Here is a 23,778-nt window from a genome sequence, read left to right on the forward strand (position 1 = left end):
CTGTACTAATTGCCCGTGAGGCTTGACCATATAACACCCAAGCAATTTGCTGACCCGAAAGGGCACCAGATTGCGGTGTGTGAAGACGAAACGAACCGAAAGTTCGGACTGACTCAGCAGCAACACACAAACTATCGCATACCCATTCGCTGGAACGTGACCGCAAGGCACGCGCTGGCTACCGAATTTCTTGACGACCATAGAGCGTTGGAACCACCTGATCCCATCCCGAACTCAGAAGTGAAACGATGCATCGCCGATGGTAGTGTGGGGTTTCCCCATGTGAGAGTAGGTCATCGTCAAGATTAAATTCCGAAACCCCTATCTGCTGACGCAGGTAGGGGTTTTGTTTTGCCCGCAGGAAAGCTTCCTCTGTCTTTCTATGCAACCGTCTTGCGCATGGCTATCATGCGGGCCTCATTGTCAGGGCGCAGTTCGCATGCTCACGTTGCTAAAACTTCTGAAGGATGGCCGCTTTCATTCGGGGCAGGCGCTAGGCGCTGCGCTGGGTATCAGTCGCAGTGCTGTATGGAAGCAGCTGCAGCACCTGGAGGCAGAGCTGGGCTTGTCTGTTCATAAGGTCAGAGGCAGGGGGTATCAATTGGCCAGGCCATTATTGCTACTGGATGCGGCCGAGATTGATGCAAAGGAACCTTGCGGATGGCCTGTTCATATATTCGATTCCATCGACTCCACCAATGCTGAAGCGTTGCGCTCCATAGAGCGCGGGGTGGCGGCGCCATTCCTGGTTTTGGCTGAGCGGCAGACTGCCGGCCGCGGTCGCCGCGGTCGAAAGTGGGTCAGTCCCTTTGCAGAAAACCTCTACTACAGCCTAGTACTGCGTATCGATGGCGGCATGCGCCAAATAGAAGGGCTCAGTCTCGTTGTGGGACTGGCTGTCTTGCATGCTTTGCATGATATGGGCGTTCAGCAGGCGGGGTTGAAATGGCCTAACGATGTTCTGGTTGATGATAGAAAGATTGCAGGGATATTGCTTGAGCTAGTAGGGGATCCGGCTGATGTCTGCCACGTTGTCCTGGGGGTGGGAATCAATGTGAATATGCAGTCCAGCGATGAGGTTGATCAGCAGTGGACATCCATGAGTCTTGTGGCTGGAAGGTGTTTTGACCGGAATGAGTTGGTGGCGCGATTGGGGGCAAATCTCCAGCGATTCTTGACGCTTCACCAGGCGTCTGGATTTGCCGCAATACAGCCAGAGTGGGAGCGGCATCATTTGTGGCAAGGGCGGGCTGTATCATTGATTGCGGGTGTCAATCAAATTGATGGCGTTGTGCTGGGTATCGATTACCAGGGAGCGCTGCGTTTGAAGGTGGATGGCGTGGAAAGAAATTTTAGCGGTGGTGAGCTCAGTTTGAGGTTGCGTGATGATTCTTGAGCTCGATTGCGGCAACAGCTTTATCAAGTGGCGTGTGCTTCGCGCCGACGGCCTTACGCCGGTCGACGGAGGTGTGGTCAGTTCTGATGGCGATCTACTGGCTTGTTTGAGCGATGCTGGAAAATTTCAGCTCATAAAATGTCGTCTTGTCAGCGTGCGCACCCAGGAAGAAACCGAATCGCTGGTTACTGCGCTGGTTGATGCGTTCGGAGTGACCGTAGCGCGAGCTGTGCCAACCCGTGAAATGGCCGGCGTTCGAAATGGCTATGAGGATTACGAGCGGCTGGGCCTGGATCGATGGTTGGCTTTGCTTGGAGGGTTTCACCTGGCCTCGGGTGCTTGTCTGGTGCTCGATTTTGGTACCGCCGTTACAGCCGATTTTGTGGCTGCAGACGGTGAGCACCTTGGGGGCTTCATTTGTCCGGGCATGTCCTTGATGCGCAATCAGTTGCGTACCCATACCCGCCGGATTCGCTATGACGATAGGGCTGCGGAGCGTGCTCATGAAAGTCTCGCCCCTGGGCGGGCGACTGTCGAGGCCGTGGAGCGTGGTTGCATGTTGATGCTCAGGGGGTTTGTCCTGACTCAACTTGAGATGGCGCGGCAGTACTGGGGTGAGGATTTCGTTGTGTTTCTAACGGGGGGGGACGCTAATCTGGTTTCCGGTATTGTCCCTGACGCCAGGTTGGTGCCTGACCTGGTTTTTGTCGGCTTGGCGATGGCCTGTCCTTTGTCTTGAGGTTCCTATGCGGTGGCTGTTCCTGTTATTGCTGGTTTTGAACGCTTTCTATTATGTATGGCATCAACAGGAAGCTCCGCTTCGTGCTAAGGATGTCACCCCTCTGAGTTTGTATCGCGGCTCGCAGCAGGATATTCATCTCTTGAGTGAGACGGCGGACGCGCTTGTGAGGCGCGATTCGGGAAAGCCCGGTGAAGCGCAAAAGACGTGTGTTTATCTGGGCGGCTTTACTCGTCCGGAAATGAACCGGCAGTTGGAGCAAAAATTGGCAGCGCTGGGGGTTGTGGCGCGCGCCACTGCTTCAGGTGCCCCTGAGGCCGGATTTTGGGTCCAGGTTTCGCCGGAAAGTACAGGGAAGGTGAATGAAACGTTCCTTCAAAACCTTTCTAAAGAATTCAATGAGTTAAAACATAAAATAATGCCTTGTGAGGGGGTTGCACCCTCGGGGTAGTTTGCATAGAATGGCGCCCGCTTCGCAGCGAAGACCTTTAACAGTCAACAATGCGAAACGTGGTCAACGCAGCTAACCTCAGGTTTTTAATGAGAAAATGCTTGACAGAAGGCTGGCATGATGTAGAATGCCGGCTCGCTTAGGAGGGGTTCCCGAGCGGCCAAAGGGATCAGACTGTAAATCTGACGTCTACGACTTCGAAGGTTCGAATCCTTCCCCCTCCACCAGTTTCTAGCGTGAGCTGCAGGCTCCGCGGGTATAGTTTAGTGGTAGAACCTCAGCCTTCCAAGCTGATGATGCGGGTTCGATTCCCGCTACCCGCTCCAGGTTTGCAGGTTGTGCAAAGTGTTTCGCTCTTGTAGCTCAGTTGGTAGAGCACACCCTTGGTAAGGGTGAGGTCAGCGGTTCAAATCCGCTCAAGAGCTCCATATAACAAGGCAGATATGAAAATATCTGCCTTTGTTTTAATGGCTTGTGTGAGTTGCTAAATTCTTCTCCTAGGGGTGATTTCGATGGCTAAGGAAAAGTTCGAACGTAATAAGCCGCACGTCAACGTCGGTACCATCGGTCACGTCGACCACGGTAAAACCACCTTGACCGCTGCTCTGACCCGCGTCTGCTCCGAAGTTTTCGGTTCGGCCAAGGTTGACTTCGACAAGATCGACAGCGCCCCGGAAGAAAAAGCTCGCGGTATCACCATCAACACCGCTCACGTTGAATACGATTCGGCCGTGCGTCACTACGCACACGTTGACTGCCCAGGTCACGCCGACTACGTAAAAAACATGATCACCGGTGCTGCCCAGATGGACGGCGCGATCCTGGTTTGCTCGGCCGCTGATGGTCCGATGCCGCAAACCCGTGAACACATCCTGCTGTCCCGTCAGGTAGGCGTTCCGTACATCGTTGTCTTCCTGAACAAGGCTGACATGGTTGACGACGCTGAGCTGCTGGAACTGGTTGAGATGGAAGTGCGCGACCTGCTGAGCACTTACGACTTCCCAGGTGATGACACTCCAATCATCATTGGTTCGGCTCTGATGGCTCTGAACGGCCAAGATGACAACGAAATGGGCACCACTGCTGTCAAGAAGCTGGTGGAAACTCTGGACAGCTACATCCCAGAGCCAGAGCGTGCTATCGACAAGCCGTTCCTGATGCCAATCGAAGACGTATTCTCGATCTCCGGTCGCGGTACTGTTGTGACTGGTCGTGTTGAGCGTGGCATCGTCCGCATCCAGGAAGAAGTTGAGATCGTCGGCCTGCGCGACACTCAGAAAACTACCTGCACCGGCGTTGAAATGTTCCGCAAGCTGCTGGACGAAGGTCGTGCTGGCGAGAACTGCGGCGTGCTGCTGCGCGGCACCAAGCGTGACGACGTTGAGCGTGGCCAGGTTCTGGTCAAGCCAGGCACCGTCAAGCCACACACCAAGTTCGTTGCAGAAGTTTACGTTCTGAGCAAGGAAGAAGGCGGTCGTCATACTCCGTTCTTCAAAGGCTACCGTCCACAGTTCTACTTCCGTACAACTGACGTGACTGGTAACTGCGAGCTGCCAGAAGGCGTTGAAATGGTAATGCCAGGTGACAACATCCAGATGACTGTCACTCTGATCAAAACCATCGCGATGGAAGACGGTCTGCGTTTCGCTATCCGTGAAGGCGGTCGTACCGTCGGCGCTGGCGTCGTAGCAAAAGTCATCGAGTAAACAGTTGTAATGTCTTTTTCGGGCCGGCATAATGGTCGGCCTGATTTTGTTTTAGGTCAGTAGCTCAATTGGCAGAGCGACGGTCTCCAAAACCGTAGGTTGGGGGTTCGATTCCCTCCTGACCTGCCAGATTCACTCAGTGTGTCTGGCTTTCTTTTCACAGGATCTTCATAGATGACTCCTAAAGCTGAAGCTCAAGGCTCTCGCTTCGATCTGCTCAAGTGGCTAGTGGTAGTCGCTTTGGTGGTTGTTGGCGTTGTTGGCAATCAGTATTTTTCTGCTTCGCCGATCCTGTACCGCGTACTCGCATTGCTTGCTATCGCTGCTGTTGCTGCCTTTGTAGGCCTGCAGACAGCCAAGGGCAAGTCTTTCTTTGTACTCGCTAAGGAAGCCCGCACCGAGATTCGTAAAGTCGTATGGCCGACTCGCCAAGAAACCACGCAGACCACGTTGATCGTTGTGGCTGTTGTTCTGGTTATGGCGTTGCTGTTGTGGGGGCTTGATTCCCTGCTCGGCTGGCTCGTTTCCTTGATTGTTGGCTAAGGGTGTCCCGTGGCTAAGCGTTGGTACGTTGTGCATGCTTACTCGGGTTACGAGAAGCATGTGATGCGCTCGCTGATAGAGCGTGTGAAGCTGGCTGGCATGGAAGATGGCTTTGGCGAGATTCTGGTTCCCACTGAAGAAGTGGTTGAAATGCGTAATGGCCAGAAACGCAAAAGCGAACGCAAGTTCTTCCCAGGCTATGTGCTGGTGCAGATGGATATGAACGAAGGGACTTGGCACTTGGTCAAGGATACCCCTCGGGTGATGGGTTTCATTGGTGGTACTGCCGATAAGCCTGCGCCAATTACGGATAAAGAGGCAGAAGCAATTCTGCGTCGCGTCGCTGATGGTAGCGACAAGCCGAAGCCGAAAACATTGTTTGAGCCAGGTGAAGTGGTGCGAGTCACTGATGGTCCATTCGCTGATTTCAACGGCACGGTTGAAGAAGTTAACTACGAGAAGAGCCGGATCCAGGTCGCAGTGCTCATTTTCGGTCGCTCTACTCCGGTAGAGCTCGAGTTCAGTCAGGTCGAAAAGGTCTGATCGAACAGGCATCCCAACCCCGCAGCCCAAGGCTGTGGGGTTTTGTCGTCACTGGGATAAACGCGCAAGTAACCGGGGAGCCTTTCGAGGCGTTCGAACCCGTAATTGGAGTGCCTCATGGCCAAGAAGATTACCGCTTACATCAAGCTGCAAGTGAAGGCCGCTCAGGCTAACCCAAGTCCACCCGTTGGTCCTGCTCTGGGTCAGCACGGCGTGAACATCATGGAGTTCTGCAAGGCTTTCAACGCCCGTACCCAGGGTCTTGAGCCAGGTCTGCCGACTCCAGTGATCATCACTGTCTACAGCGACCGTAGCTTCACTTTCGAAACAAAGAGCACCCCTGCTTCGGTTCTGCTGAAGAAGGCTGCAGGTTTGACCAGCGGTTCCGCTCGTCCAAACACCGTTAAGGTTGGCACCGTTACCCGTGCTCAGCTGGAAGAAATCGCGAAAACCAAAAACGCGGATCTGACTGCAGCTGATATGGATGCAGCCGTGCGTACTATCGCCGGTTCTGCTCGTAGCATGGGCCTTAACGTGGAGGGTGTGTAATGGCTAAGCTGACCAAGCGTCAAAAGGCTATCGCCGGCAAAATCGAAGCAGGCAAGGCCTACAACTTTGTAGACGCCGCAGCTCTGCTGGCTGAGCTGTCGACTGTCAAGTTCAGCGAGTCGTTCGACGTTGCTGTAAACCTGGGCGTTGACCCACGTAAATCCGACCAGGTCGTTCGTAGCGCTACCGTGCTGCCACACGGCACTGGCAAGACTGTCCGTGTTGCCGTTTTCACCCAGGGCCCAGCAGCTGAAGCTGCTCTGGCTGCTGGCGCTGATCGCGTAGGCATGGATGATCTGGCTGCTGAAATGAAAGGCGGCGACCTGAACTATGACGTAGTGATCGCATCCCCTGATGCCATGCGCGTTGTAGGTCAGCTGGGTCAGATCCTCGGTCCACGTGGTCTGATGCCTAACCCGAAAGTCGGCACCGTAACCCCAGACGTAGCTACCGCGGTCAAGAACGCGAAGGCTGGTCAGGTTCGTTATCGCACCGACAAAAACGGCATCATCCACACTTCCGTTGGCAAGATCGGTTTCGATGCCGTCAAGCTGAAGGAAAACGTTGAAGCCCTGATCGCTGACCTGAAGCGTATCAAGCCAGCTTCTTCGAAAGGCATCTACGTCAAGCGCGTTACCCTGAGCACCACCATGGGCCCAGGTCTGGTCATCGACCAGAGCTCGCTCGACGCGTAAGACACAGATTGGCGCAAGCAATTGCGCCAATTGAAAAATTGGGGTCCCTGCCTGGCGGGGGCTATCCAAGACCGTAGGCGACGCAAGTCTTAAACCACAAGCCTACGCAGATGGTGCTCCCGGTTCCTTACCGAATCAGACACCAAAACGACATTCGGTTTCGATCGAATGAAACGGTAACAAGCAGGAGTTAAACCCGTGGCAATTAAACTCGAAGACAAGAAGGCCATCGTCGCTGAAGTCAACGAGGCTGCCAAAGTCGCTCTGTCCGCTGTCGTGGCTGATGCCCGTGGCGTAACAGTAGGCGCTATGACCGGACTCCGTAAAGAGGCCCGCGAAGCTGGTGTTTATGTACGTGTCGTACGTAACACCCTGCTGAAGCGCGCTGTTGAAGGCACTCAATATGACGTGCTCAACGACGCGTTCGTCGGCCCGACCCTGATTGCATTCTCGAAAGAACATCCGGGCGCTGCTGCCCGTATCTTCAAAGAGTTCGCAAAGGGTCAGGATAAGTTCGAGATCAAGGCAGCTGCGTTCGAGGGCAAGTTCCTCGCAGCTAACCAAATCGACGTACTGGCAACTCTGCCGACCCGTGACGAAGCAATTTCTCAGCTGATGAGCGTGATTCAAGGCGCTACCAGCAAATTGGCTCGTACTCTGGCGGCAATTCGCGATCAGAAAGAAGCCGCTGCAGCCTAAGGCTGAGCGTTTCCTCTCTCGCGTATTTTTGTTTATTTCGATGGCCGTGCCGGCTATCCCCCAATTCAGGAATTGAGTCATGTCTCTGACTAACGAACAAATCATCGAAGCAATCGGCGAAAAATCCGTAATGGAAATCGTTGAGCTGATCAAGGCAATGGAAGAGAAGTTCGGCGTTACCGCCGCTGCTGCTACCGTTGCTGCTGCTGGTCCAGCTGCTGTCGTTGAAGAGCAAACCGAGTTCAACGTTGTTCTGACCGCCGCTGGCGACAAGAAAGTCAACGTGATCAAGGCTGTTCGCGAACTGACCGGTCTGGGTCTGAAAGAAGCCAAGGAGAAGGTTGACACCGCTCCTCAGGTTATCGCTGAAGGCGTTTCCAAAGAAGCTGCTGAAGACGCGAAGAAGAAGCTGGAAGAAGCAGGCGCTTCCGTCGAAGTTAAGTAACTTCGACCTTGCGTCTCCAGCCCGAGCGTCAAGCGAAAGGCTGATGGCTGGTGGCTCTTGCCACCGGCCTTTTTCCGTTATTGGCAGCCGATTGGGTCGGTGCTGGTAACGAGCTGTAACCACCCGAGGCGGTGGCGCAAACCATGGGGTTTGCACGATTTTCTGGCTGCTCCCGTCGGGGGGAGCCAAACAAGCAGGTGACCAAGCTGGGGAACGCTGATGGCTTACTCATATACTGAGAAAAAACGTATCCGCAAGGACTTTAGCAAGTTGCCGGACGTCATGGATGTGCCGTACCTCCTGGCCATCCAGCTGGATTCGTATCGTGAATTCTTGCAAGCGGGAGCGACTAAAGATCAGTTCCGCGACGTGGGCCTGCATGCGGCCTTCAAATCCGTTTTCCCGATCATCAGCTACTCCGGCAATGCTGCGCTGGAGTACGTCGGTTATCGCCTGGGCGAACCGGCATTTGATGTCAAAGAATGCGTATTGCGCGGTGTAACTTACGCCGTACCTTTGCGGGTAAAAGTGCGCCTGATCATTTTCGACAAAGAATCGTCGAACAAAGCGATCAAGGACATCAAAGAGCAAGAAGTCTACATGGGTGAAATCCCCCTGATGACTGAGAACGGTACCTTCGTTATCAACGGTACCGAGCGTGTAATCGTTTCCCAGCTGCACCGTTCTCCGGGCGTGTTCTTCGACCACGACCGTGGCAAGACGCACAGCTCCGGTAAACTGCTCTACTCCGCGCGCATCATTCCTTACCGCGGTTCCTGGTTGGACTTCGAGTTCGACCCGAAAGACTGCGTATTCGTGCGTATCGACCGTCGTCGCAAGCTGCCTGCATCGGTACTGCTGCGTGCGCTCGGCTACACCACGGAAGAAGTGCTGGACGCGTTCTACACCACCAACGTCTTCCATGTTCAGGGTGAAAACCTCAGCCTGGAACTGGTGCCTCAGCGCCTGCGCGGTGAGATCGCGGTCCTCGATATCCAGGACGACAAAGGCAAGGTTATTGTCGAGCAGGGGCGTCGTATTACTGCCCGTCACATCAACCAGCTGGAAAAGGCCGGGATCAAAGAGCTGCAGGTGCCAATTGATTACGTCCTCGGTCGCACCACGGCCAAGGTAATCGTGCACCCGGCCACCGGTGAAATCCTCGCAGAGTGCAATACCGAGCTGAGCACCGAGATCCTGGCGAAAATCGTCAAGGCCCAGGTCGTTCGTATCGAAACTCTGTATACCAACGATATCGACTGCGGTCCGTTCATTTCCGATACGTTGAAGATCGACTCCACTGGCAACCAACTGGAAGCGCTGGTCGAGATCTATCGCATGATGCGTCCTGGCGAGCCGCCAACCAAGGATGCCGCCGAAACCCTGTTCAACAACCTGTTCTTCAGTCCTGAGCGCTATGACCTGTCTGCGGTCGGCCGGATGAAGTTCAACCGTCGTATCGGTCGTACCGAGATCGAAGGTTCGGGCGTGCTGAACAAGGATGACATCGTTGCAGTACTCAAGACCCTGGTCGACATCCGTAACGGCAAGGGTATCGTCGATGACATCGACCACCTGGGTAACCGCCGTGTTCGCTGCGTAGGCGAAATGGCCGAGAACCAGTTCCGTGTTGGCCTGGTGCGTGTAGAGCGCGCGGTCAAGGAACGTCTGTCGATGGCTGAAAGCGAAGGCCTGATGCCGCAAGACCTGATCAACGCCAAGCCGGTAGCGGCGGCGGTGAAAGAGTTCTTCGGTTCCAGCCAGCTGTCCCAGTTCATGGACCAGAACAACCCGCTGTCCGAGATCACCCACAAGCGTCGTGTCTCCGCACTCGGCCCAGGTGGTCTGACCCGTGAGCGCGCAGGCTTCGAAGTTCGTGACGTACACCCGACCCACTACGGTCGCGTCTGCCCGATCGAAACGCCGGAAGGTCCGAACATCGGTCTGATCAACTCCCTGGCTGCCTATGCGCGCACCAACCAGTACGGCTTCCTCGAGAGCCCGTACCGTGTGGTGAAAGACGCTCTGGTCACCGACGAGATCGTATTCCTGTCCGCCATCGAAGAAGCCGATCACGTGATCGCTCAGGCTTCGGCCACGATGAACGACAAGAAAGTCCTGATCGACGAGCTGGTAGCTGTTCGTCACCTGAACGAGTTCACCGTCAAGGCGCCGGAAGACGTCACACTGATGGACGTATCGCCCAAGCAGGTAGTTTCGGTCGCTGCGTCGCTGATCCCGTTCCTCGAGCACGACGACGCCAACCGTGCGTTGATGGGTTCGAACATGCAGCGTCAAGCTGTACCGACCCTGCGTGCCGACAAGCCGCTGGTAGGTACCGGCATGGAGCGTAACGTTGCCCGTGACTCCGGCGTTTGCGTCGTGGCTCGTCGTGGCGGTGTGATCGATTCCGTCGATGCCAGCCGTATCGTGGTTCGTGTTGCCGATGATGAAGTTGAGCCGGGCGAAGCTGGTGTCGACATCTACAACCTGACCAAATACACCCGCTCCAACCAGAACACCTGCATCAACCAGCGTCCGCTGGTGAGCAAAGGTGATCGGGTCCAGCGCAGCGACATCATGGCTGACGGCCCGTCCACCGACATGGGTGAGCTGGCACTGGGCCAGAACATGCGCATCGCGTTCATGGCGTGGAACGGCTTCAACTTCGAAGACTCCATCTGCCTGTCCGAGCGTGTGGTTCAGGAAGACCGCTTCACCACGATCCACATCCAGGAACTGACCTGTGTGGCCCGTGACACCAAGCTTGGCCCAGAGGAAATCACTGCGGACATCCCGAACGTGGGTGAAGCTGCACTGAACAAGCTGGACGAAGCCGGTATCGTTTATGTAGGTGCCGAAGTAGGCGCTGGCGACATCCTGGTCGGCAAGGTCACCCCGAAAGGCGAGACCCAGCTGACTCCGGAAGAAAAACTGCTGCGTGCCATCTTCGGTGAGAAGGCCAGCGACGTTAAGGACACCTCCCTGCGCGTGCCTACTGGCACCAAGGGTACCGTCATCGACGTACAGGTCTTCACTCGCGACGGCGTTGAGCGTGATGCACGCGCACTGTCCATCGAGAAGACTCAGCTCGACGAGATCCGCAAGGACCTGAACGAAGAGTTCCGTATCGTTGAAGGCGCAACTTTCGAACGTCTGCGCGCAGCGCTGGTTGGCCACAAGGCCGAAGGCGGCGCCGGCCTGAAGAAAGGTCAGGAAATCACCGACGAAGTCCTTGACGGTCTTGAGCATGGCCAGTGGTTCAAGCTGCGCATGGCTGAGGACGCGTTGAACGAGCAGCTCGAGAAGGCTCAGGCTTATATCGTTGATCGCCGTCGCTTGTTGGACGACAAGTTCGAAGACAAGAAGCGCAAGCTGCAGCAGGGCGATGACCTGGCACCGGGCGTACTGAAGATCGTCAAGGTCTACCTGGCAATCCGCCGTCGCATCCAGCCGGGTGACAAGATGGCCGGTCGTCACGGTAACAAGGGTGTGGTCTCCGTGATCATGCCGGTTGAAGACATGCCGCACGATGCCAACGGTACTCCAGTCGACGTCGTCCTCAACCCGCTGGGCGTACCTTCGCGTATGAACGTCGGTCAGATCCTTGAAACCCACTTGGGCCTCGCGGCCAAGGGCTTGGGCGAGAAGATCAACCGCATGCTCGAAGAGCAGCGCAAGGTCGCTGACCTGCGCAAGTTCCTGCACGAGATCTACAACGAGATCGGCGGTCGTAACGAAGAGCTCGACAGCTTCTCCGACCAGGAAATCCTGGATCTGGCGAAGAACCTCAAGGGCGGCGTTCCAATGGCCACTCCGGTGTTCGACGGTGCCAAGGAAGTTGAAATCAAGGCCATGCTGAAACTGGCAGACCTGCCGGAAAGCGGCCAGATGCAACTGTTCGATGGTCGTACCGGCAACAAGTTCGAGCGTCCGGTTACCGTTGGCTACATGTACATGCTGAAGCTGAACCACTTGGTGGACGACAAGATGCACGCTCGTTCTACCGGTTCTTACAGCCTGGTCACCCAGCAGCCGCTGGGTGGTAAGGCACAGTTCGGTGGTCAGCGTTTCGGGGAGATGGAGGTCTGGGCACTGGAAGCGTACGGTGCTGCATACACTCTGCAAGAAATGCTCACAGTGAAGTCGGACGATGTGAACGGTCGGACCAAGATGTACAAGAACATCGTGGACGGCGATCACCGTATGGAGCCGGGCATGCCCGAGTCCTTCAACGTGTTGATCAAGGAAATTCGTTCCCTCGGCATCGATATCGATCTGGAAACCGAATAACACGTGACGCGAATCGAGAGCGGGGCTGTCTTGCCCGCTCTCTGCTCCGCCAGGAGGAAAGGCCTTGAAAGACCTACTGAATTTGCTGAAAAACCAGGGTCAAGTCGAAGAGTTCGACGCCATCCGTATCGGATTGGCCTCGCCTGAGATGATCCGTTCGTGGTCGTTCGGTGAAGTGAAAAAGCCGGAAACCATCAACTACCGTACGTTCAAACCTGAGCGTGACGGCCTGTTCTGCGCCAAGATCTTTGGCCCGGTAAAGGATTACGAGTGCCTGTGCGGTAAGTACAAGCGCTTGAAGCACCGTGGTGTTATCTGCGAGAAGTGCGGCGTTGAAGTTGCACTGGCAAAAGTTCGTCGTGAGCGCATGGCGCACATCGAGCTGGCATCGCCGGTTGCCCACATCTGGTTCCTGAAATCGCTGCCGTCCCGTATCGGCCTGCTGATGGACATGACCCTGCGTGATATCGAGCGTGTTCTCTACTTCGAGAGCTATGTCGTTATCGATCCAGGCATGACCACCCTTGAAAAAGGTCAGCTGCTGAACGACGAGCAGTATTTCGAGGCGCTGGAAGAATTCGGCGACGATTTCGATGCCCGCATGGGTGCTGAAGCTGTCCGCGAACTGCTGCACGCGATCGACCTGGAGCACGAGATTGGCCGTCTGCGTGAAGAAATTCCGCAAACCAACTCCGAAACCAAGATCAAGAAGCTGTCCAAGCGTCTGAAGTTGATGGAGGCCTTCCAGGGTTCCGGCAACCTGCCAGAGTGGATGGTGCTGACCGTTCTGCCGGTTCTGCCGCCAGATCTGCGTCCACTGGTTCCGCTCGATGGCGGTCGTTTCGCGACTTCCGACCTCAACGATCTGTATCGTCGGGTGATCAACCGTAACAACCGCTTGAAGCGCCTGCTCGACCTGTCCGCTCCGGACATCATCGTGCGCAACGAAAAGCGTATGTTGCAGGAAGCGGTCGACGCATTGCTCGACAACGGTCGTCGTGGCCGCGCTATCACCGGTTCCAACAAGCGTCCTCTGAAATCCCTGGCTGACATGATCAAGGGTAAGCAGGGTCGTTTCCGTCAGAACTTGCTCGGTAAGCGCGTTGACTACTCCGGTCGTTCGGTAATTACCGTAGGTCCGACCCTGCGTCTGCATCAGTGCGGTCTGCCTAAGAAGATGGCTCTGGAACTGTTCAAGCCGTTCATTTTCGGCAAGCTGGAAATGCGTGGTCTGGCGACCACCATCAAGGCTGCGAAGAAGATGGTCGAGCGCGAGCTGCCAGAGGTCTGGGACGTTCTCGCCGAAGTGATTCGCGAACACCCAGTGTTGCTCAACCGTGCACCGACCCTTCACCGTCTGGGTATCCAGGCGTTTGAACCGGTACTGATCGAAGGTAAGGCTATCCAGCTGCACCCACTGGTCTGTGCTGCGTACAACGCCGACTTCGACGGCGACCAAATGGCCGTGCACGTGCCGCTGACGCTGGAAGCCCAGCTCGAAGCGCGCGCGTTGATGATGTCTACCAACAACATCCTGTCGCCAGCCAACGGTGAGCCAATCATCGTTCCGTCGCAGGACGTTGTATTGGGTCTGTACTACATGACTCGTGAAGCGATCAACGCCAAGGGCGAAGGTCGTGTGTTTGCGGATCTGCAGGAAGTTGACCGTGTGTTCCGTGCCGGCGAAGCCGCACTGCACGCCAAGGTCAAGGTGCGGATCAACGAAACGGTGAACGATCGTGACGGCAACAGCGTGACCAACACCCGTATCGTCGACACTACCGTCGGCCGTGCGTTGTTGTTCCAGGTGGTGCCGAAAGGTCTGTCGTTTGACGTCGTCAACCTGCCGATGAAGAAAAAGGCGATCTCCAAGCTGATCAACCAGTGCTACCGCGTGGTTGGTTTGAAAGAGACCGTGATCTTCGCTGACCAGTTGATGTACACCGGTTTTGCCTATTCGACCATCTCCGGTGTTTCCATCGGTGTTAACGACTTCGTTATCCCGGATGAAAAAGCCCGCATCATCGGTACTGCTACCGAAGAAGTGAAAGAGATCGAAAGTCAGTACGCCTCCGGCCTGGTAACCCAGGGCGAGAAGTACAACAAGGTAATCGACCTCTGGTCCAAGGCGAACGACGAAGTTTCCAAGGCGATGATGGCCAACCTCTCGAAAGAGAAGGTCATCGACCGTCATGGCGAGGAAGTCGACCAGGAGTCCTTCAACTCGATGTACATGATGGCCGACTCGGGCGCACGGGGTTCTGCTGCGCAGATCCGTCAGCTCGCCGGTATGCGTGGCCTGATGGCCAAGCCGGACGGTTCCATCATCGAGACCCCGATTACAGCGAACTTCCGTGAAGGTTTGAGCGTACTCCAGTACTTCATTTCCACGCACGGTGCTCGTAAGGGTCTTGCGGATACCGCGTTGAAAACGGCGAACTCCGGTTACCTGACTCGTCGTCTGGTAGACGTGGCGCAGGATCTGGTCGTGACCGAGATCGATTGCGGCACCGAACATGGCCTGCTGATGACGCCGCACATTGAAGGCGGTGACGTTGTTGAGCCGTTGGGTGAACGCGTACTGGGTCGTGTCATTGCCCGTGACGTCTTCAAGCCGGGTACCGAGGACGTGATCGTTCCTGCTGGCACCCTGGTCGACGAGAAGTGGGTCGAGTTCATCGAACTCAACAGCATCGACGAAGTGATCGTGCGTTCTCCGATCAGCTGTGAAACCCGCTACGGCATCTGCGCCAAGTGCTACGGTCGCGACCTGGCTCGCGGTCACCAGGTGAACATCGGTGAAGCGGTCGGCGTTATCGCTGCCCAGTCCATCGGTGAGCCGGGTACCCAGCTGACGATGCGTACGTTCCACATCGGTGGTGCGGCAAGCCGGACCTCCGCAGCCGACAGCGTTCAGGTGAAGAACGGCGGTACTGTCCGTCTGCACAACCTGAAGCACGTTGAGCGTGTGGATGGTCATCTGGTAGCTGTATCCCGTTCGGGTGAGCTGGCGATCGCGGACGACTTCGGTCGTGAGCGCGAGCGTTACAAGCTGCCTTACGGTGCTGTGATTTCGGTGAAGGAAGGTGACAAGGTCGAAGCTGGCGCAATCGTGGCCAAGTGGGATCCGCACACTCACCCGATCGTCACTGAGATGAAAGGTACCGTGACCTACGTGGGCATGGAAGAAGGCATCACGATCAAGCGTCAGACCGACGAATTGACCGGTATGACCAACATTGAAGTACTTGACGCCAAAGATCGTCCAGCTGCCGGCAAGGACATCCGTCCAGCCGTTAAGATGGTCGACGACAACGGCAAGGACCTGTTGCTGCCAGGCACTGACGTAATCGCTCAGTACTTCCTGCCAGCCAACGCCCTGGTCGGTGTGGCCGACGGTGCGCGGATCGCGATCGGTGATGTTATCGCTCGTATCCCGCAAGAAACTTCGAAGACTCGTGACATCACCGGTGGTCTGCCGCGTGTTGCCGACCTGTTCGAAGCCCGTCGTCCGAAAGAAGCTTCGATTCTGGCTGAAGTCAGCGGCACCATCGCGTTCGGTAAAGAGACCAAGGGCAAGCGCCGTCTGGTTATCACCCCGAACGACGGTAGCGATCCGTATGAAGAGCTGATTCCGAAGTGGCGCCACCTGAACGTCTTCGAAGGCGAACAGGTAAACCGCGGCGAAGTTATCTCCGACGGCCCGAGCGATCCACACGACATCCTGCGTCTGCTGGGTGTGAGTGCGCTGGCCAAGTACATCGTGAACGAGATCCAGGACGTTTACCGTCTGCAAGGCGTGAAGATCAACGACAAGCACATCGAGACCATTCTGCGTCAGATGCTGCGTAAAGTTGAGATCTCCGAGTCCGGTGACTCCAGCTTCATCAAGGGCGACCAGATGGAACTGACTCACGTACTGGTAGAGAACGAGCGCCTGAGCACGGAAGACAAGTTTGTCGCCAAGTTCACCCGCGTTCTGCTGGGTATCACCAAGGCGTCGTTGTCCACCGAATCGTTCATCTCGGCGGCTTCCTTCCAGGAAACCACCCGGGTACTGACCGAGGCGGCGGTTACCGGCAAGCGCGATTACCTGCGCGGCCTGAAGGAAAACGTGGTCGTGGGTCGTCTGATCCCGGCTGGTACCGGTTTGGCCTATCACAGCGAGCGCAAGCGTCGCCGTGATGCAGACAAGCCGTTGCGCGTAAGCGCCAGTGAAGTGGAAGCTGCACTGACCGAAGCGTTGAACTCGAGCGGTAACTGAGTTCTGCGGTAATTAAGTGCCTGGCCCTGGTCGCCCCATTCGCCGGATCGAGACAAATTGTCGAGATCCGGCGGGCGGGGAGGTCGGGGCCTTGCCTTGACTGGGGACAAGATCCTCTTTAGACTCTTGATCCCCTAAATTTGGCGGGAATTCGTTCCTGCCATTTTGCTTTTCTTGTAAGACAATAGCGTCGCAAGACAACAGTGGAGCTAGTAGATGGCAACTATCAACCAGCTGGTACGTCAGCCGCGTAAGCGTATCGTCGAGAAATCCGACGTACCTGCGCTGCAGAACTGCCCGCAACGTCGTGGCGTATGCACCCGTGTGTATACCACCACGCCGAAAAAACCTAACTCGGCACTGCGTAAAGTATGCCGTGTGCGTCTGACCAACGGTTTCGAGGTTTCCTCGTACATCGGCGGTGAAGGCCACAACCTGCAAGAGCACAGCGTGGTACTGATCCGCGGCGGTCGTGTAAAAGACTTGCCAGGTGTTCGTTACCACACCGTTCGCGGCTCCTTGGATACCTCCGGCGTTAAAGGCCGTAACCAGGGTCGTTCGAAGTACGGTACCAAGCGTCCGAAGTAATCGGTCGTTTTGCAGTTTTTCATTTTTATTGAGTCGATAAGAGTAAGGTCGGGCACGCGTTTGCTGTCCCGGGCTAACCTGAAGACCGTTTGAGGGCTTATCAATGCCAAGACGTCGCGTAGCAGCCAAACGTGAGATTCTGGACGATCCGAAATACGGAAGCCAGATTCTCGCCAAGTTCATGAACCACGTAATGGAAAGCGGCAAGAAAGCCGTTGCCGAGCGTATCGTTTATGGCGCGCTGGAAAAAGTTAAAGAGCGCAAGAACTCCGATCCCCTGGAACTCTTCGAAAAAGCACTCGACGCCATCGCTCCGCTGGTCGAAGTGAAGTCGCGCCGCGTAGGCGGTGCTACCTACCAGGTTCCGGTCGAAGTTCGTCCGTCCCGTCGTAACGCTCTGGCCATGCGCTGGCTCGTAGACTTCGCCCGCAAGCGCGGCGAGAAGTCCATGGCTCTGCGTTTGGCTGGTGAGCTGCTGGACGCTGCTGAAGGTAAAGGTGCTGCAGTTAAGAAGCGTGAAGACGTGCACCGTATGGCTGAGGCCAACAAGGCTTTCTCGCACTACCGCTTCTAATTTTAGCGTCACTCAATTTGCGAGGGCTTTATGGCTCGTACAACCGATATTAAACGCTACCGTAACATTGGTATCGTTGCTCACGTGGATGCGGGTAAAACCACTACCACTGAGCGCGTCCTGTTCTACACGGGCGTAAACCACAAAATGGGCGAGGTGCATGATGGCGCCGCGACCATGGACTGGATGGTACAAGAGCAGGAGCGGGGTATTACCATTACCTCCGCTGCTACTACTGCTTTCTGGGAAGGCTCGAACAAGCAATTCCCTAAGCACCGCTTCAACATCATCGATACCCCCGGCCACGTTGACTTCACCATTGAAGTAGAGCGTTCGCTGCGCGTACTCGACGGCGCTGTCGTTGTGTTCTGCGGTACTTCCGGTGTTGAGCCTCAGTCTGAAACCGTATGGCGTCAAGCCAATAAATACGGCGTTCCGCGTCTTGTTTACGTAAACAAGATGGACCGTGCTGGTGCCAACTTCCTGCGCGTGATCGGTCAGATCAAGCAGCGTCTGGGTCACACCCCGGTGCCTATCCAGCTGGCTATCGGTTCCGAAGACAACTTCGAAGGTCAGATCGATCTGATGACCATGGAAGCTGTTCGCTGGAACGACGGCGACAAGGGTATGGCTGCCATTCGTGGTCCGATCCCGGCTGAGCTGCAAGAGCTGGCTGAAGAGTGGCGCAGCAACATGGTTGAGGCTGCTGCCGAAGCCAACGAAGAGCTGATGAACAAGTACCTGGAAGGCGAAGAGCTGTCGATCGAAGAGATCAAGGCTGCTCTGCGTCAGCGTACTATCGCTGGTGAAATCGTTCTGGCTGTTTGCGGTTCTTCCTTCAAGAACAAGGGTGTTCCCCTGGTTCTCGACGCCGTTATCGACTACCTGCCTGCACCGGTCGACATTCCAGCCATCAAGGGTTCCGACCCGGATGACGAGACTGTCGAAATGGAGCGTCATGCAGACGACAACGAGCCGTTCTCGGCTCTGGCGTTCAAGATCGCTACCGACCCATTCGTGGGTACCCTGACATTCGCTCGCGTTTACTCGGGCGTGTTGAACTCCGGCGACGGCGTGATCAACTCGGTCAAGGGCAAGAAAGAGCGCGTGGGTCGTATGGTGCAAATGCACGCAAACACCCGCGAAGAGATCAAGGAAGTACGCGCTGGCGACATCGCGGCCCTGATCGGCATGAAGGACGTCACCACTGGTGACACCCTGTGCTCCGCTGACAAGCCAATCATCCTGGTTCGCATGGACTTCCCGGAGCCGGTTATCTCGGTTGCCGTTGAGCCGAAAACCAAGGATGACCAGGAAAAAATGGGTATCGCTCTGGGCAAACTCGCTCAGGAAGACCCGTCTTTCCGCGTCAAGACCGATGAAGAGACTGGTCAAACGATCATCTCCGGCATGGGTGAGTTGCACCTGGACATCCTGGTTGACCGGATGCGCCGCGAGTTCAACGTCGAAGCCAACATCGGTAAGCCACAGGTTTCCTATCGTGAGAAGATCACGAAGGCTTGTGAGATCGAAGGCAAGTTCGTTCGCCAGTCCGGCGGTCGTGGTCAGTTCGGCCACTGCTGGATCCGTTTTGCGCCTGCTGACGAAGGTCAGGAAGGTCTGCAGTTCGTGAACGAAGTAGTTGGTGGTGTGGTTCCGAAGGAATACATCCCTGCTATCCAGAAGGGTATCGAAGAGCAGATGAAGAACGGCGTTGTCGCCGGCTATCCGCTGATCGGCCTGAAGGCTACCGTGTTCGATGGTTCTTACCACGACGTCGACTCCAACGAGATGGCGTTCAAGGTGGCGGCCTCCATGGCGACCAAGCAACTGGCTACCAAAGGTGGCGGTGTTGTTCTTGAGCCGATCATGAAGGTTGAAGTCGTAACACCTGAGGACTACATGGGCGACGTGATGGGTGACCTGAACCGTCGTCGCGGTCTGATCCAGGGTATGGAAGACACGGTTTCCGGTAAGGTTATCCGTGCCGAGGTTCCGCTGGGCGAGATGTTCGGTTACGCAACCGACGTTCGTTCCATGTCCCAGGGTCGCGCGAGCTACTCTATGGAATTCTCCAAATACTCCGAGGCTCCGTCGAACGTCGTCGAAGCTATCGTTAAAAAACAAGGCTGATTCAGCCCCTTTAGGCTAGGAGTTAATTGTCGTGGCTAAAGAAAAATTTGAACGTAACAAACCGCACGTCAACGTTGGCACCATCGGTCACGTTGACCACGGTAAAACCACTCTGACCGCTGCTCTGACCCGTGTCTGCTCCGAAGTTTTCGGTTCGGCCAAGGTTGACTTCGACAAGATCGACAGCGCCCCGGAAGAAAAAGCTCGCGGTATCACCATCAACACCGCTCACGTTGAATACGATTCGGCCGTGCGTCACTACGCACACGTTGACTGCCCAGGTCACGCCGACTACGTAAAAAACATGATCACCGGTGCTGCCCAGATGGACGGCGCGATCCTGGTTTGCTCGGCCGCTGATGGTCCGATGCCACAAACCCGTGAGCACATCCTGCTGTCCCGTCAGGTAGGCGTTCCGTACATCGTTGTCTTCCTGAACAAGGCTGACATGGTTGACGACGCTGAGCTGCTGGAACTGGTTGAGATGGAAGTGCGCGACCTGCTGAGCACTTACGACTTCCCAGGTGATGACACTCCAATCATCATCGGTTCGGCTCTGATGGCTCTGAACGGCCAAGACGACAACGAAATGGGCACCACTGCTGTCAAGAAGCTGGTGGAAACTCTGGACAGCTACATCCCAGAGCCAGAGCGTGCTATCGACAAGCCGTTCCTGATGCCAATCGAAGACGTATTCTCGATCTCTGGTCGCGGTACTGTTGTGACTGGTCGTGTTGAGCGTGGCATCGTCCGCATCCAGGAAGAAGTTGAGATCGTCGGTCTGCGCGACACTCAGAAAACTACCTGCACCGGCGTTGAAATGTTCCGTAAGCTGCTGGACGAAGGTCGTGCTGGCGAGAACTGCGGCGTGCTGCTGCGCGGCACCAAGCGTGACGACGTTGAGCGTGGTCAGGTTCTGGTCAAGCCAGGCACCGTCAAGCCACACACCAAGTTCGTTGCAGAAGTTTACGTTCTGAGTAAGGAAGAAGGCGGTCGTCATACTCCGTTCTTCAAAGGCTACCGTCCACAGTTCTACTTCCGTACAACTGACGTGACTGGTAACTGCGAGCTGCCAGAAGGCGTTGAAATGGTAATGCCAGGTGACAACATCCAGATGACTGTCACTCTGATCAAAACCATCGCGATGGAAGACGGTCTGCGTTTCGCTATCCGTGAAGGCGGTCGTACCGTCGGCGCTGGCGTCGTAGCCAAAGTCATCGAGTAAGTCTCTTTTAGAGTCTGCCTGATGAGTTGAAAAAGCCCCCGCTTAGCGGGGGCTTTTTTATTGGGTTGACACCTATCAGGGGCGTCTATAGAATTGCGCCTCCTTTTAACGGGCGTATTGCGCCCGGTGGGAATAGCAGCCGGAGTCTGAAATCCAATGCAAAATCAGCAAATCCGTATCAGGTTGAAGGCTTTTGACCATCGCCTGATCGACCAATCCACCCAGGAAATCGTGGAAACCGCGAAACGTACTGGTGCTCAAGTGCGTGGTCCAATTCCACTGCCTACCCGTAAAGAGCGGTTCACCGTTCTGGTCTCCCCGCACGTCAACAAAGACGCGCGTGACCAGTACGAGATCCGTACTCATAAGCGCGTTCTGGACATCGTCCAGCCAACGGATAAAACCGTTGATGCACTTATGAAGCTCGATCTTGCGGCCGGTGTGGAAGTGCAGATCAGCCTCGGCTAAGACTCGGTCTTAGTCGTGTAACGCTCTGAAATGGGCGGCCATAGCGGGTGAAAGCCCCGTACACTCATGAGGTTTACAACATGACTATTGGTGTAGTCGGTCGTAAATGCGGTATGACCCGTATTTTCACCGAAGAAGGTGTCTCCATTCCGGTCACGGTCATTGAGATCGAGCCGAATCGCGTCACCCAGTTCAAAACTGAAGAGACCGATGGCTATCGTGCAGTGCAAGTCACTGTCGGCGAGCGTCGTGCTTCGCGTGTAACAGCTGCTCAAGCTGGCCACTTCGCCAAGGCGAACGTTGCCGCTGGTCGTACCGTACTGGAATTCCGTCTTGAAGAAGGCGAGTACCAGGCCGGCGATCTGATCAATGCTGAAATCTTCGCTGCTGGTCAACTGGTTGATGTAACCGGTCAGTCCAAAGGTAAAGGCTTCCAGGGTACGATCAAGCGTTGGAACTTCCGCGGGCAAGATAACACCCACGGTAACTCCGTATCCCACCGCGTTCCAGGCTCTATCGGCCAGTGCCAGACTCCTGGTCGTGTATTCAAGGGCAAGAAAATGTCCGGTCATATGGGCGCCGAGCGCGTGACCGTGCAGTCCCTCGAAGTAGTGCGCGTGGACGCTGAACGCAATCTGTTGTTGGTCAAGGGCGCTGTTCCTGGCGCTACTGGCGGCAACGTGGTTGTACGTCCAGCAGCCAAGGCTCGCGGTTAAGGGGAAGCTGACATGCAATTAAATGTAAATGACGCTCAAGCGATCGAAGTTTCCGAACTGACATTTGGCGGCGAATTCAACGAGACGCTGGTTCACCAAGCAGTCGTGGCCTACATGGCTGGCGGCCGTCAAGGTAGCAAGCAGCAAAAGACCCGTTCCGACGTTTCCGGTGGCGGTAAGCGCCCATGGCGTCAGAAAGGTACTGGCCGTGCTCGTGCCGGTACTATCCGTAGCCCAATCTGGCGTGGCGGCGGTACCACTTTCGCAGCTCGTCCTCAGGATCACTCCCAGAAGCTGAACAAGAAGATGTATCGCGCAGCAATGCGTTCCATCCTTGCTGAGCTGGTGCGTACTGATCGTCTGGTCGTGGTTCAGGACTTCGCTGTTGAAGCACCGAAAACCAAAGATCTGCTGAACAAGCTGAACGGCATGGGCCTGACTGACGTCTTGATCGTGTCTGACGCTGTTGATCAGAACCTGTACCTGGCTGCTCGTAACCTGCCGCACGTCGATGTTCGTGACGTACAGGGTTCCGATCCGGTCAGTCTGATCGCATACGACAAGGTGTTGATCACCGTGTCGGCCGTGAAGAAATTCGAGGAGCTGCTGGGATGAACCAGGAACGCGTATTTAAAGTTCTGCTTGGCCCGCACGTTTCCGAGAAGGCTACGGTTCTGGCAGACAAGAAAGGCCAGTTCGTTTTCAAGGTTGCTACCGACGCAACCAAGCTGGAAATCAAGAAGGCCGTCGAAAGCCTGTTCAGCGTGAAAGTAGAGCGCGTGACTACCCTGAACGTTCTGGGTAAAAGCAAGCGCACTGCTCGCGGTCTGGGCAAGCGTAATGACTGGAAGAAGGCAGTTATCTCCCTTCAGCCAGGCCAAGATCTCGATTTCAGCAGCAGTGCTGAGTAAGGAAGGGGTGCATCATGGCAATCGTTAAATGCAAACCGACTTCCCCTGGCCGCCGTTTTGTGGTCAAGGTGGTCAACCAGGAGCTGCATAAAGGCGCTCCTCACGCACCGCTGCTCGAGAAAAAATCGAAGTCTGGTGGTCGTAACAACAATGGCCGTATCACTACACGTCACGTGGGTGGTGGTCATAAGCAGCATTATCGTCTGGTCGACTTCCGTCGCAACGACAAGGATGGCATCGCTGCCACCGTCGAGCGTATCGAATACGATCCAAACCGTACTGCTCACATCGCTCTGCTGCTGTACGCAGATGGCGAGCGTCGCTACATCATCGCCCCTAAAGGCGTGAGTGCTGGCGACCAGCTGATCGCAGGTGCCCTGGCACCGATCAAGCCGGGCAACGCTCTGCAACTGCGTAACATTCCAGTTGGTAGCACCGTACACGGCATCGAATTGAAGCCAGGTAAAGGCGCGCAAATCGCTCGTTCCGCTGGTGCTTCGGCTCAGCTGATCGCTCGTGAGGGTGTCTACGTGACCCTGCGTCTGCGTTCTGGTGAGATGCGTAAAGTACTGGCTGAATGCCGTGCGACCCTGGGCGAAGTCTCGAACTCCGAGCACAGCCTGCGTTCGTTGGGTAAAGCTGGTGCCAAGCGCTGGCGTGGCGTTCGCCCAACCGTTCGTGGTGTTGCCATGAACCCGGTTGACCACCCACATGGTGGTGGTGAAGGTCGTACCTCTGGTGGTCGTCATCCGGTATCGCCATGGGGCTTCCCGACTAAGGGCGCGAAGACTCGTGGTAATAAGCGTACCGACAAAATGATCGTCCGTCGTCGCAAGTAAA

22 protein-coding genes, 4 tRNA genes and 1 rRNA gene are annotated in these 23,778 nt (G+C 55.8%); 26 read left to right on the plus strand and 1 reads right to left on the minus strand.

What is annotated here, in order from left to right; translation table 11 throughout:
• The coding region (locus ACODTO_RS08665) for a hypothetical protein (RefSeq protein WP_489106296.1) at positions 1–201 on the minus strand (201 nt) is incomplete at its 3' end.
• Here ACODTO_RS08665 and rrf point away from each other — a divergent pair.
• From rrf to rplB, 26 genes are all read left to right on the plus strand, one after another.
• Positions 190–305: ribosomal RNA gene (gene rrf, locus ACODTO_RS08670) — 5S ribosomal RNA — on the plus strand. The two genes, ACODTO_RS08665 and rrf, sit on opposite strands and share 12 nt — an antisense overlap.
• Before the next feature lie 134 nt (positions 306–439).
• The gene (gene birA, locus ACODTO_RS08675; protein ID WP_489106297.1) at positions 440–1,396 is read left to right on the plus strand and encodes a bifunctional biotin--[acetyl-CoA-carboxylase] ligase/biotin operon repressor BirA; all 957 of its coding nucleotides are present in this window, start codon (positions 440–442) and stop codon (positions 1,394–1,396) included.
• On the plus strand, positions 1,386–2,135 hold the full coding sequence (locus ACODTO_RS08680) for a pantothenate kinase (RefSeq protein WP_175364282.1): 750 nt from the start codon (positions 1,386–1,388) through the stop codon (positions 2,133–2,135). The genes birA and ACODTO_RS08680 overlap by 11 nt, the downstream gene beginning before the upstream one ends.
• Positions 2,136–2,142: 7 nt before the next feature.
• Complete coding sequence (locus ACODTO_RS08685; RefSeq protein ID WP_175364283.1) at positions 2,143–2,586, plus strand: hypothetical protein; 444 nt, start codon at positions 2,143–2,145, stop codon at positions 2,584–2,586.
• 142 nt (positions 2,587–2,728) lie between these two features.
• A tRNA-Tyr gene (locus tag ACODTO_RS08690) sits at positions 2,729–2,813 on the plus strand.
• Positions 2,814–2,838: 25 nt separating this feature from the next.
• Positions 2,839–2,912, plus strand: a tRNA-Gly gene (locus ACODTO_RS08695).
• A 26-nt stretch (positions 2,913–2,938) separates the two neighbouring features.
• Positions 2,939–3,014: transfer RNA gene (locus ACODTO_RS08700), tRNA-Thr, on the plus strand.
• A gap of 84 nt (positions 3,015–3,098) precedes the next feature.
• Complete coding sequence (gene tuf, locus ACODTO_RS08705) at positions 3,099–4,292, plus strand: elongation factor Tu (protein ID WP_053191465.1); 1,194 nt, start codon at positions 3,099–3,101, stop codon at positions 4,290–4,292.
• A 53-nt stretch (positions 4,293–4,345) separates the two neighbouring features.
• A tRNA-Trp gene (locus tag ACODTO_RS08710) sits at positions 4,346–4,421 on the plus strand.
• 45 nt (positions 4,422–4,466) lie between these two features.
• Positions 4,467–4,835 (plus strand): preprotein translocase subunit SecE, encoded by a 369-nt coding sequence (gene secE, locus ACODTO_RS08715; protein WP_024776457.1) that lies wholly within the window; start codon positions 4,467–4,469, stop codon positions 4,833–4,835.
• Positions 4,836–4,844: 9 nt separating this feature from the next.
• On the plus strand, positions 4,845–5,378 hold the full coding sequence (nusG, locus tag ACODTO_RS08720; protein ID WP_010443972.1) for a transcription termination/antitermination protein NusG: 534 nt from the start codon (positions 4,845–4,847) through the stop codon (positions 5,376–5,378).
• A 117-nt stretch (positions 5,379–5,495) separates the two neighbouring features.
• Positions 5,496–5,927: a 50S ribosomal protein L11 gene (rplK, locus tag ACODTO_RS08725; RefSeq protein ID WP_003176435.1), complete on the plus strand. Its 432-nt coding sequence runs from the start codon at positions 5,496–5,498 to the stop codon at positions 5,925–5,927.
• Positions 5,927–6,622 (plus strand): 50S ribosomal protein L1, encoded by a 696-nt coding sequence (gene rplA, locus ACODTO_RS08730; RefSeq protein WP_003186095.1) that lies wholly within the window; start codon positions 5,927–5,929, stop codon positions 6,620–6,622. Before rplK ends, rplA begins: the two co-directional genes overlap by 1 nt.
• Positions 6,623–6,820: 198 nt before the next feature.
• Positions 6,821–7,321, plus strand: coding sequence for a 50S ribosomal protein L10 (rplJ, locus tag ACODTO_RS08735; protein WP_024776458.1), 501 nt, complete (start codon positions 6,821–6,823; stop codon positions 7,319–7,321).
• A 79-nt stretch (positions 7,322–7,400) separates the two neighbouring features.
• Positions 7,401–7,766 carry a 50S ribosomal protein L7/L12 gene (gene rplL, locus ACODTO_RS08740; RefSeq protein ID WP_024776459.1) on the plus strand — a complete coding sequence of 122 codons (366 nt, stop codon included), beginning with the start codon at positions 7,401–7,403 and terminating at the stop codon, positions 7,764–7,766.
• A gap of 219 nt (positions 7,767–7,985) precedes the next feature.
• Positions 7,986–12,059 (plus strand): DNA-directed RNA polymerase subunit beta, encoded by a 4,074-nt coding sequence (gene rpoB, locus ACODTO_RS08745; RefSeq protein WP_139650416.1) that lies wholly within the window; start codon positions 7,986–7,988, stop codon positions 12,057–12,059.
• A gap of 64 nt (positions 12,060–12,123) precedes the next feature.
• Positions 12,124–16,323 (plus strand): DNA-directed RNA polymerase subunit beta', encoded by a 4,200-nt coding sequence (gene rpoC, locus ACODTO_RS08750; RefSeq protein WP_024776461.1) that lies wholly within the window; start codon positions 12,124–12,126, stop codon positions 16,321–16,323.
• A 216-nt stretch (positions 16,324–16,539) separates the two neighbouring features.
• Positions 16,540–16,911, plus strand: coding sequence for a 30S ribosomal protein S12 (gene rpsL / locus ACODTO_RS08755; RefSeq protein WP_003186084.1), 372 nt, complete (start codon positions 16,540–16,542; stop codon positions 16,909–16,911).
• A gap of 103 nt (positions 16,912–17,014) precedes the next feature.
• Positions 17,015–17,485 carry a 30S ribosomal protein S7 gene (rpsG, locus tag ACODTO_RS08760; RefSeq protein ID WP_024776462.1) on the plus strand — a complete coding sequence of 157 codons (471 nt, stop codon included), beginning with the start codon at positions 17,015–17,017 and terminating at the stop codon, positions 17,483–17,485.
• 30 nt (positions 17,486–17,515) lie between these two features.
• Positions 17,516–19,618 carry an elongation factor G gene (gene fusA / locus ACODTO_RS08765; RefSeq protein ID WP_024776463.1) on the plus strand — a complete coding sequence of 701 codons (2,103 nt, stop codon included), beginning with the start codon at positions 17,516–17,518 and terminating at the stop codon, positions 19,616–19,618.
• A 31-nt stretch (positions 19,619–19,649) separates the two neighbouring features.
• Positions 19,650–20,843 carry an elongation factor Tu gene (gene tuf, locus ACODTO_RS08770; protein ID WP_053191465.1) on the plus strand — a complete coding sequence of 398 codons (1,194 nt, stop codon included), beginning with the start codon at positions 19,650–19,652 and terminating at the stop codon, positions 20,841–20,843.
• A gap of 156 nt (positions 20,844–20,999) precedes the next feature.
• Positions 21,000–21,311: a 30S ribosomal protein S10 gene (gene rpsJ / locus ACODTO_RS08775; RefSeq protein ID WP_003186070.1), complete on the plus strand. Its 312-nt coding sequence runs from the start codon at positions 21,000–21,002 to the stop codon at positions 21,309–21,311.
• 80 nt (positions 21,312–21,391) lie between these two features.
• Positions 21,392–22,027 carry a 50S ribosomal protein L3 gene (gene rplC, locus ACODTO_RS08780; RefSeq protein ID WP_041022493.1) on the plus strand — a complete coding sequence of 212 codons (636 nt, stop codon included), beginning with the start codon at positions 21,392–21,394 and terminating at the stop codon, positions 22,025–22,027.
• Positions 22,028–22,039: 12 nt separating this feature from the next.
• On the plus strand, positions 22,040–22,642 hold the full coding sequence (gene rplD, locus ACODTO_RS08785) for a 50S ribosomal protein L4 (protein ID WP_003186057.1): 603 nt from the start codon (positions 22,040–22,042) through the stop codon (positions 22,640–22,642).
• The gene (gene rplW / locus ACODTO_RS08790; RefSeq protein ID WP_002555488.1) at positions 22,639–22,938 is read left to right on the plus strand and encodes a 50S ribosomal protein L23; all 300 of its coding nucleotides are present in this window, start codon (positions 22,639–22,641) and stop codon (positions 22,936–22,938) included. The genes rplD and rplW overlap by 4 nt, the downstream gene beginning before the upstream one ends.
• Before the next feature lie 14 nt (positions 22,939–22,952).
• Complete coding sequence (rplB, locus tag ACODTO_RS08795) at positions 22,953–23,777, plus strand: 50S ribosomal protein L2 (protein ID WP_007924198.1); 825 nt, start codon at positions 22,953–22,955, stop codon at positions 23,775–23,777.
• Position 23,778 lies beyond the last annotated feature (1 nt).

Source organism: Pseudomonas sp. FG13 (assembly GCF_057809755.1).

Excerpts from the sequence above, each read along its gene's own strand:
- birA (WP_489106297.1), top strand. The coding sequence starts at position 440 with ATGCTCACGTTGCTAAAACTTCTGAAGGATGGCCGCTTTCATTCGGGG.
- ACODTO_RS08680 (WP_175364282.1), top strand. The coding sequence starts at position 1,386 with ATGATTCTTGAGCTCGATTGCGGCAACAGCTTTATCAAGTGGCGTGTG.
- ACODTO_RS08685 (WP_175364283.1), top strand. The coding sequence starts at position 2,143 with ATGCGGTGGCTGTTCCTGTTATTGCTGGTTTTGAACGCTTTCTATTAT.
- tuf (WP_053191465.1), top strand. The coding sequence starts at position 3,099 with ATGGCTAAGGAAAAGTTCGAACGTAATAAGCCGCACGTCAACGTCGGT.
- secE (WP_024776457.1), top strand. The coding sequence starts at position 4,467 with ATGACTCCTAAAGCTGAAGCTCAAGGCTCTCGCTTCGATCTGCTCAAG.
- rplK (WP_003176435.1), top strand. The coding sequence starts at position 5,496 with ATGGCCAAGAAGATTACCGCTTACATCAAGCTGCAAGTGAAGGCCGCT.
- rplA (WP_003186095.1), top strand. The coding sequence starts at position 5,927 with ATGGCTAAGCTGACCAAGCGTCAAAAGGCTATCGCCGGCAAAATCGAA.
- rplL (WP_024776459.1), top strand. The coding sequence starts at position 7,401 with ATGTCTCTGACTAACGAACAAATCATCGAAGCAATCGGCGAAAAATCC.
- rpoB (WP_139650416.1), top strand. The coding sequence starts at position 7,986 with ATGGCTTACTCATATACTGAGAAAAAACGTATCCGCAAGGACTTTAGC.
- rpsL (WP_003186084.1), top strand. The coding sequence starts at position 16,540 with ATGGCAACTATCAACCAGCTGGTACGTCAGCCGCGTAAGCGTATCGTC.
- rpsG (WP_024776462.1), top strand. The coding sequence starts at position 17,015 with ATGCCAAGACGTCGCGTAGCAGCCAAACGTGAGATTCTGGACGATCCG.
- fusA (WP_024776463.1), top strand. The coding sequence starts at position 17,516 with ATGGCTCGTACAACCGATATTAAACGCTACCGTAACATTGGTATCGTT.
- rpsJ (WP_003186070.1), top strand. The coding sequence starts at position 21,000 with ATGCAAAATCAGCAAATCCGTATCAGGTTGAAGGCTTTTGACCATCGC.
- rplC (WP_041022493.1), top strand. The coding sequence starts at position 21,392 with ATGACTATTGGTGTAGTCGGTCGTAAATGCGGTATGACCCGTATTTTC.
- rplD (WP_003186057.1), top strand. The coding sequence starts at position 22,040 with ATGCAATTAAATGTAAATGACGCTCAAGCGATCGAAGTTTCCGAACTG.
- rplW (WP_002555488.1), top strand. The coding sequence starts at position 22,639 with ATGAACCAGGAACGCGTATTTAAAGTTCTGCTTGGCCCGCACGTTTCC.
- rplB (WP_007924198.1), top strand. The coding sequence starts at position 22,953 with ATGGCAATCGTTAAATGCAAACCGACTTCCCCTGGCCGCCGTTTTGTG.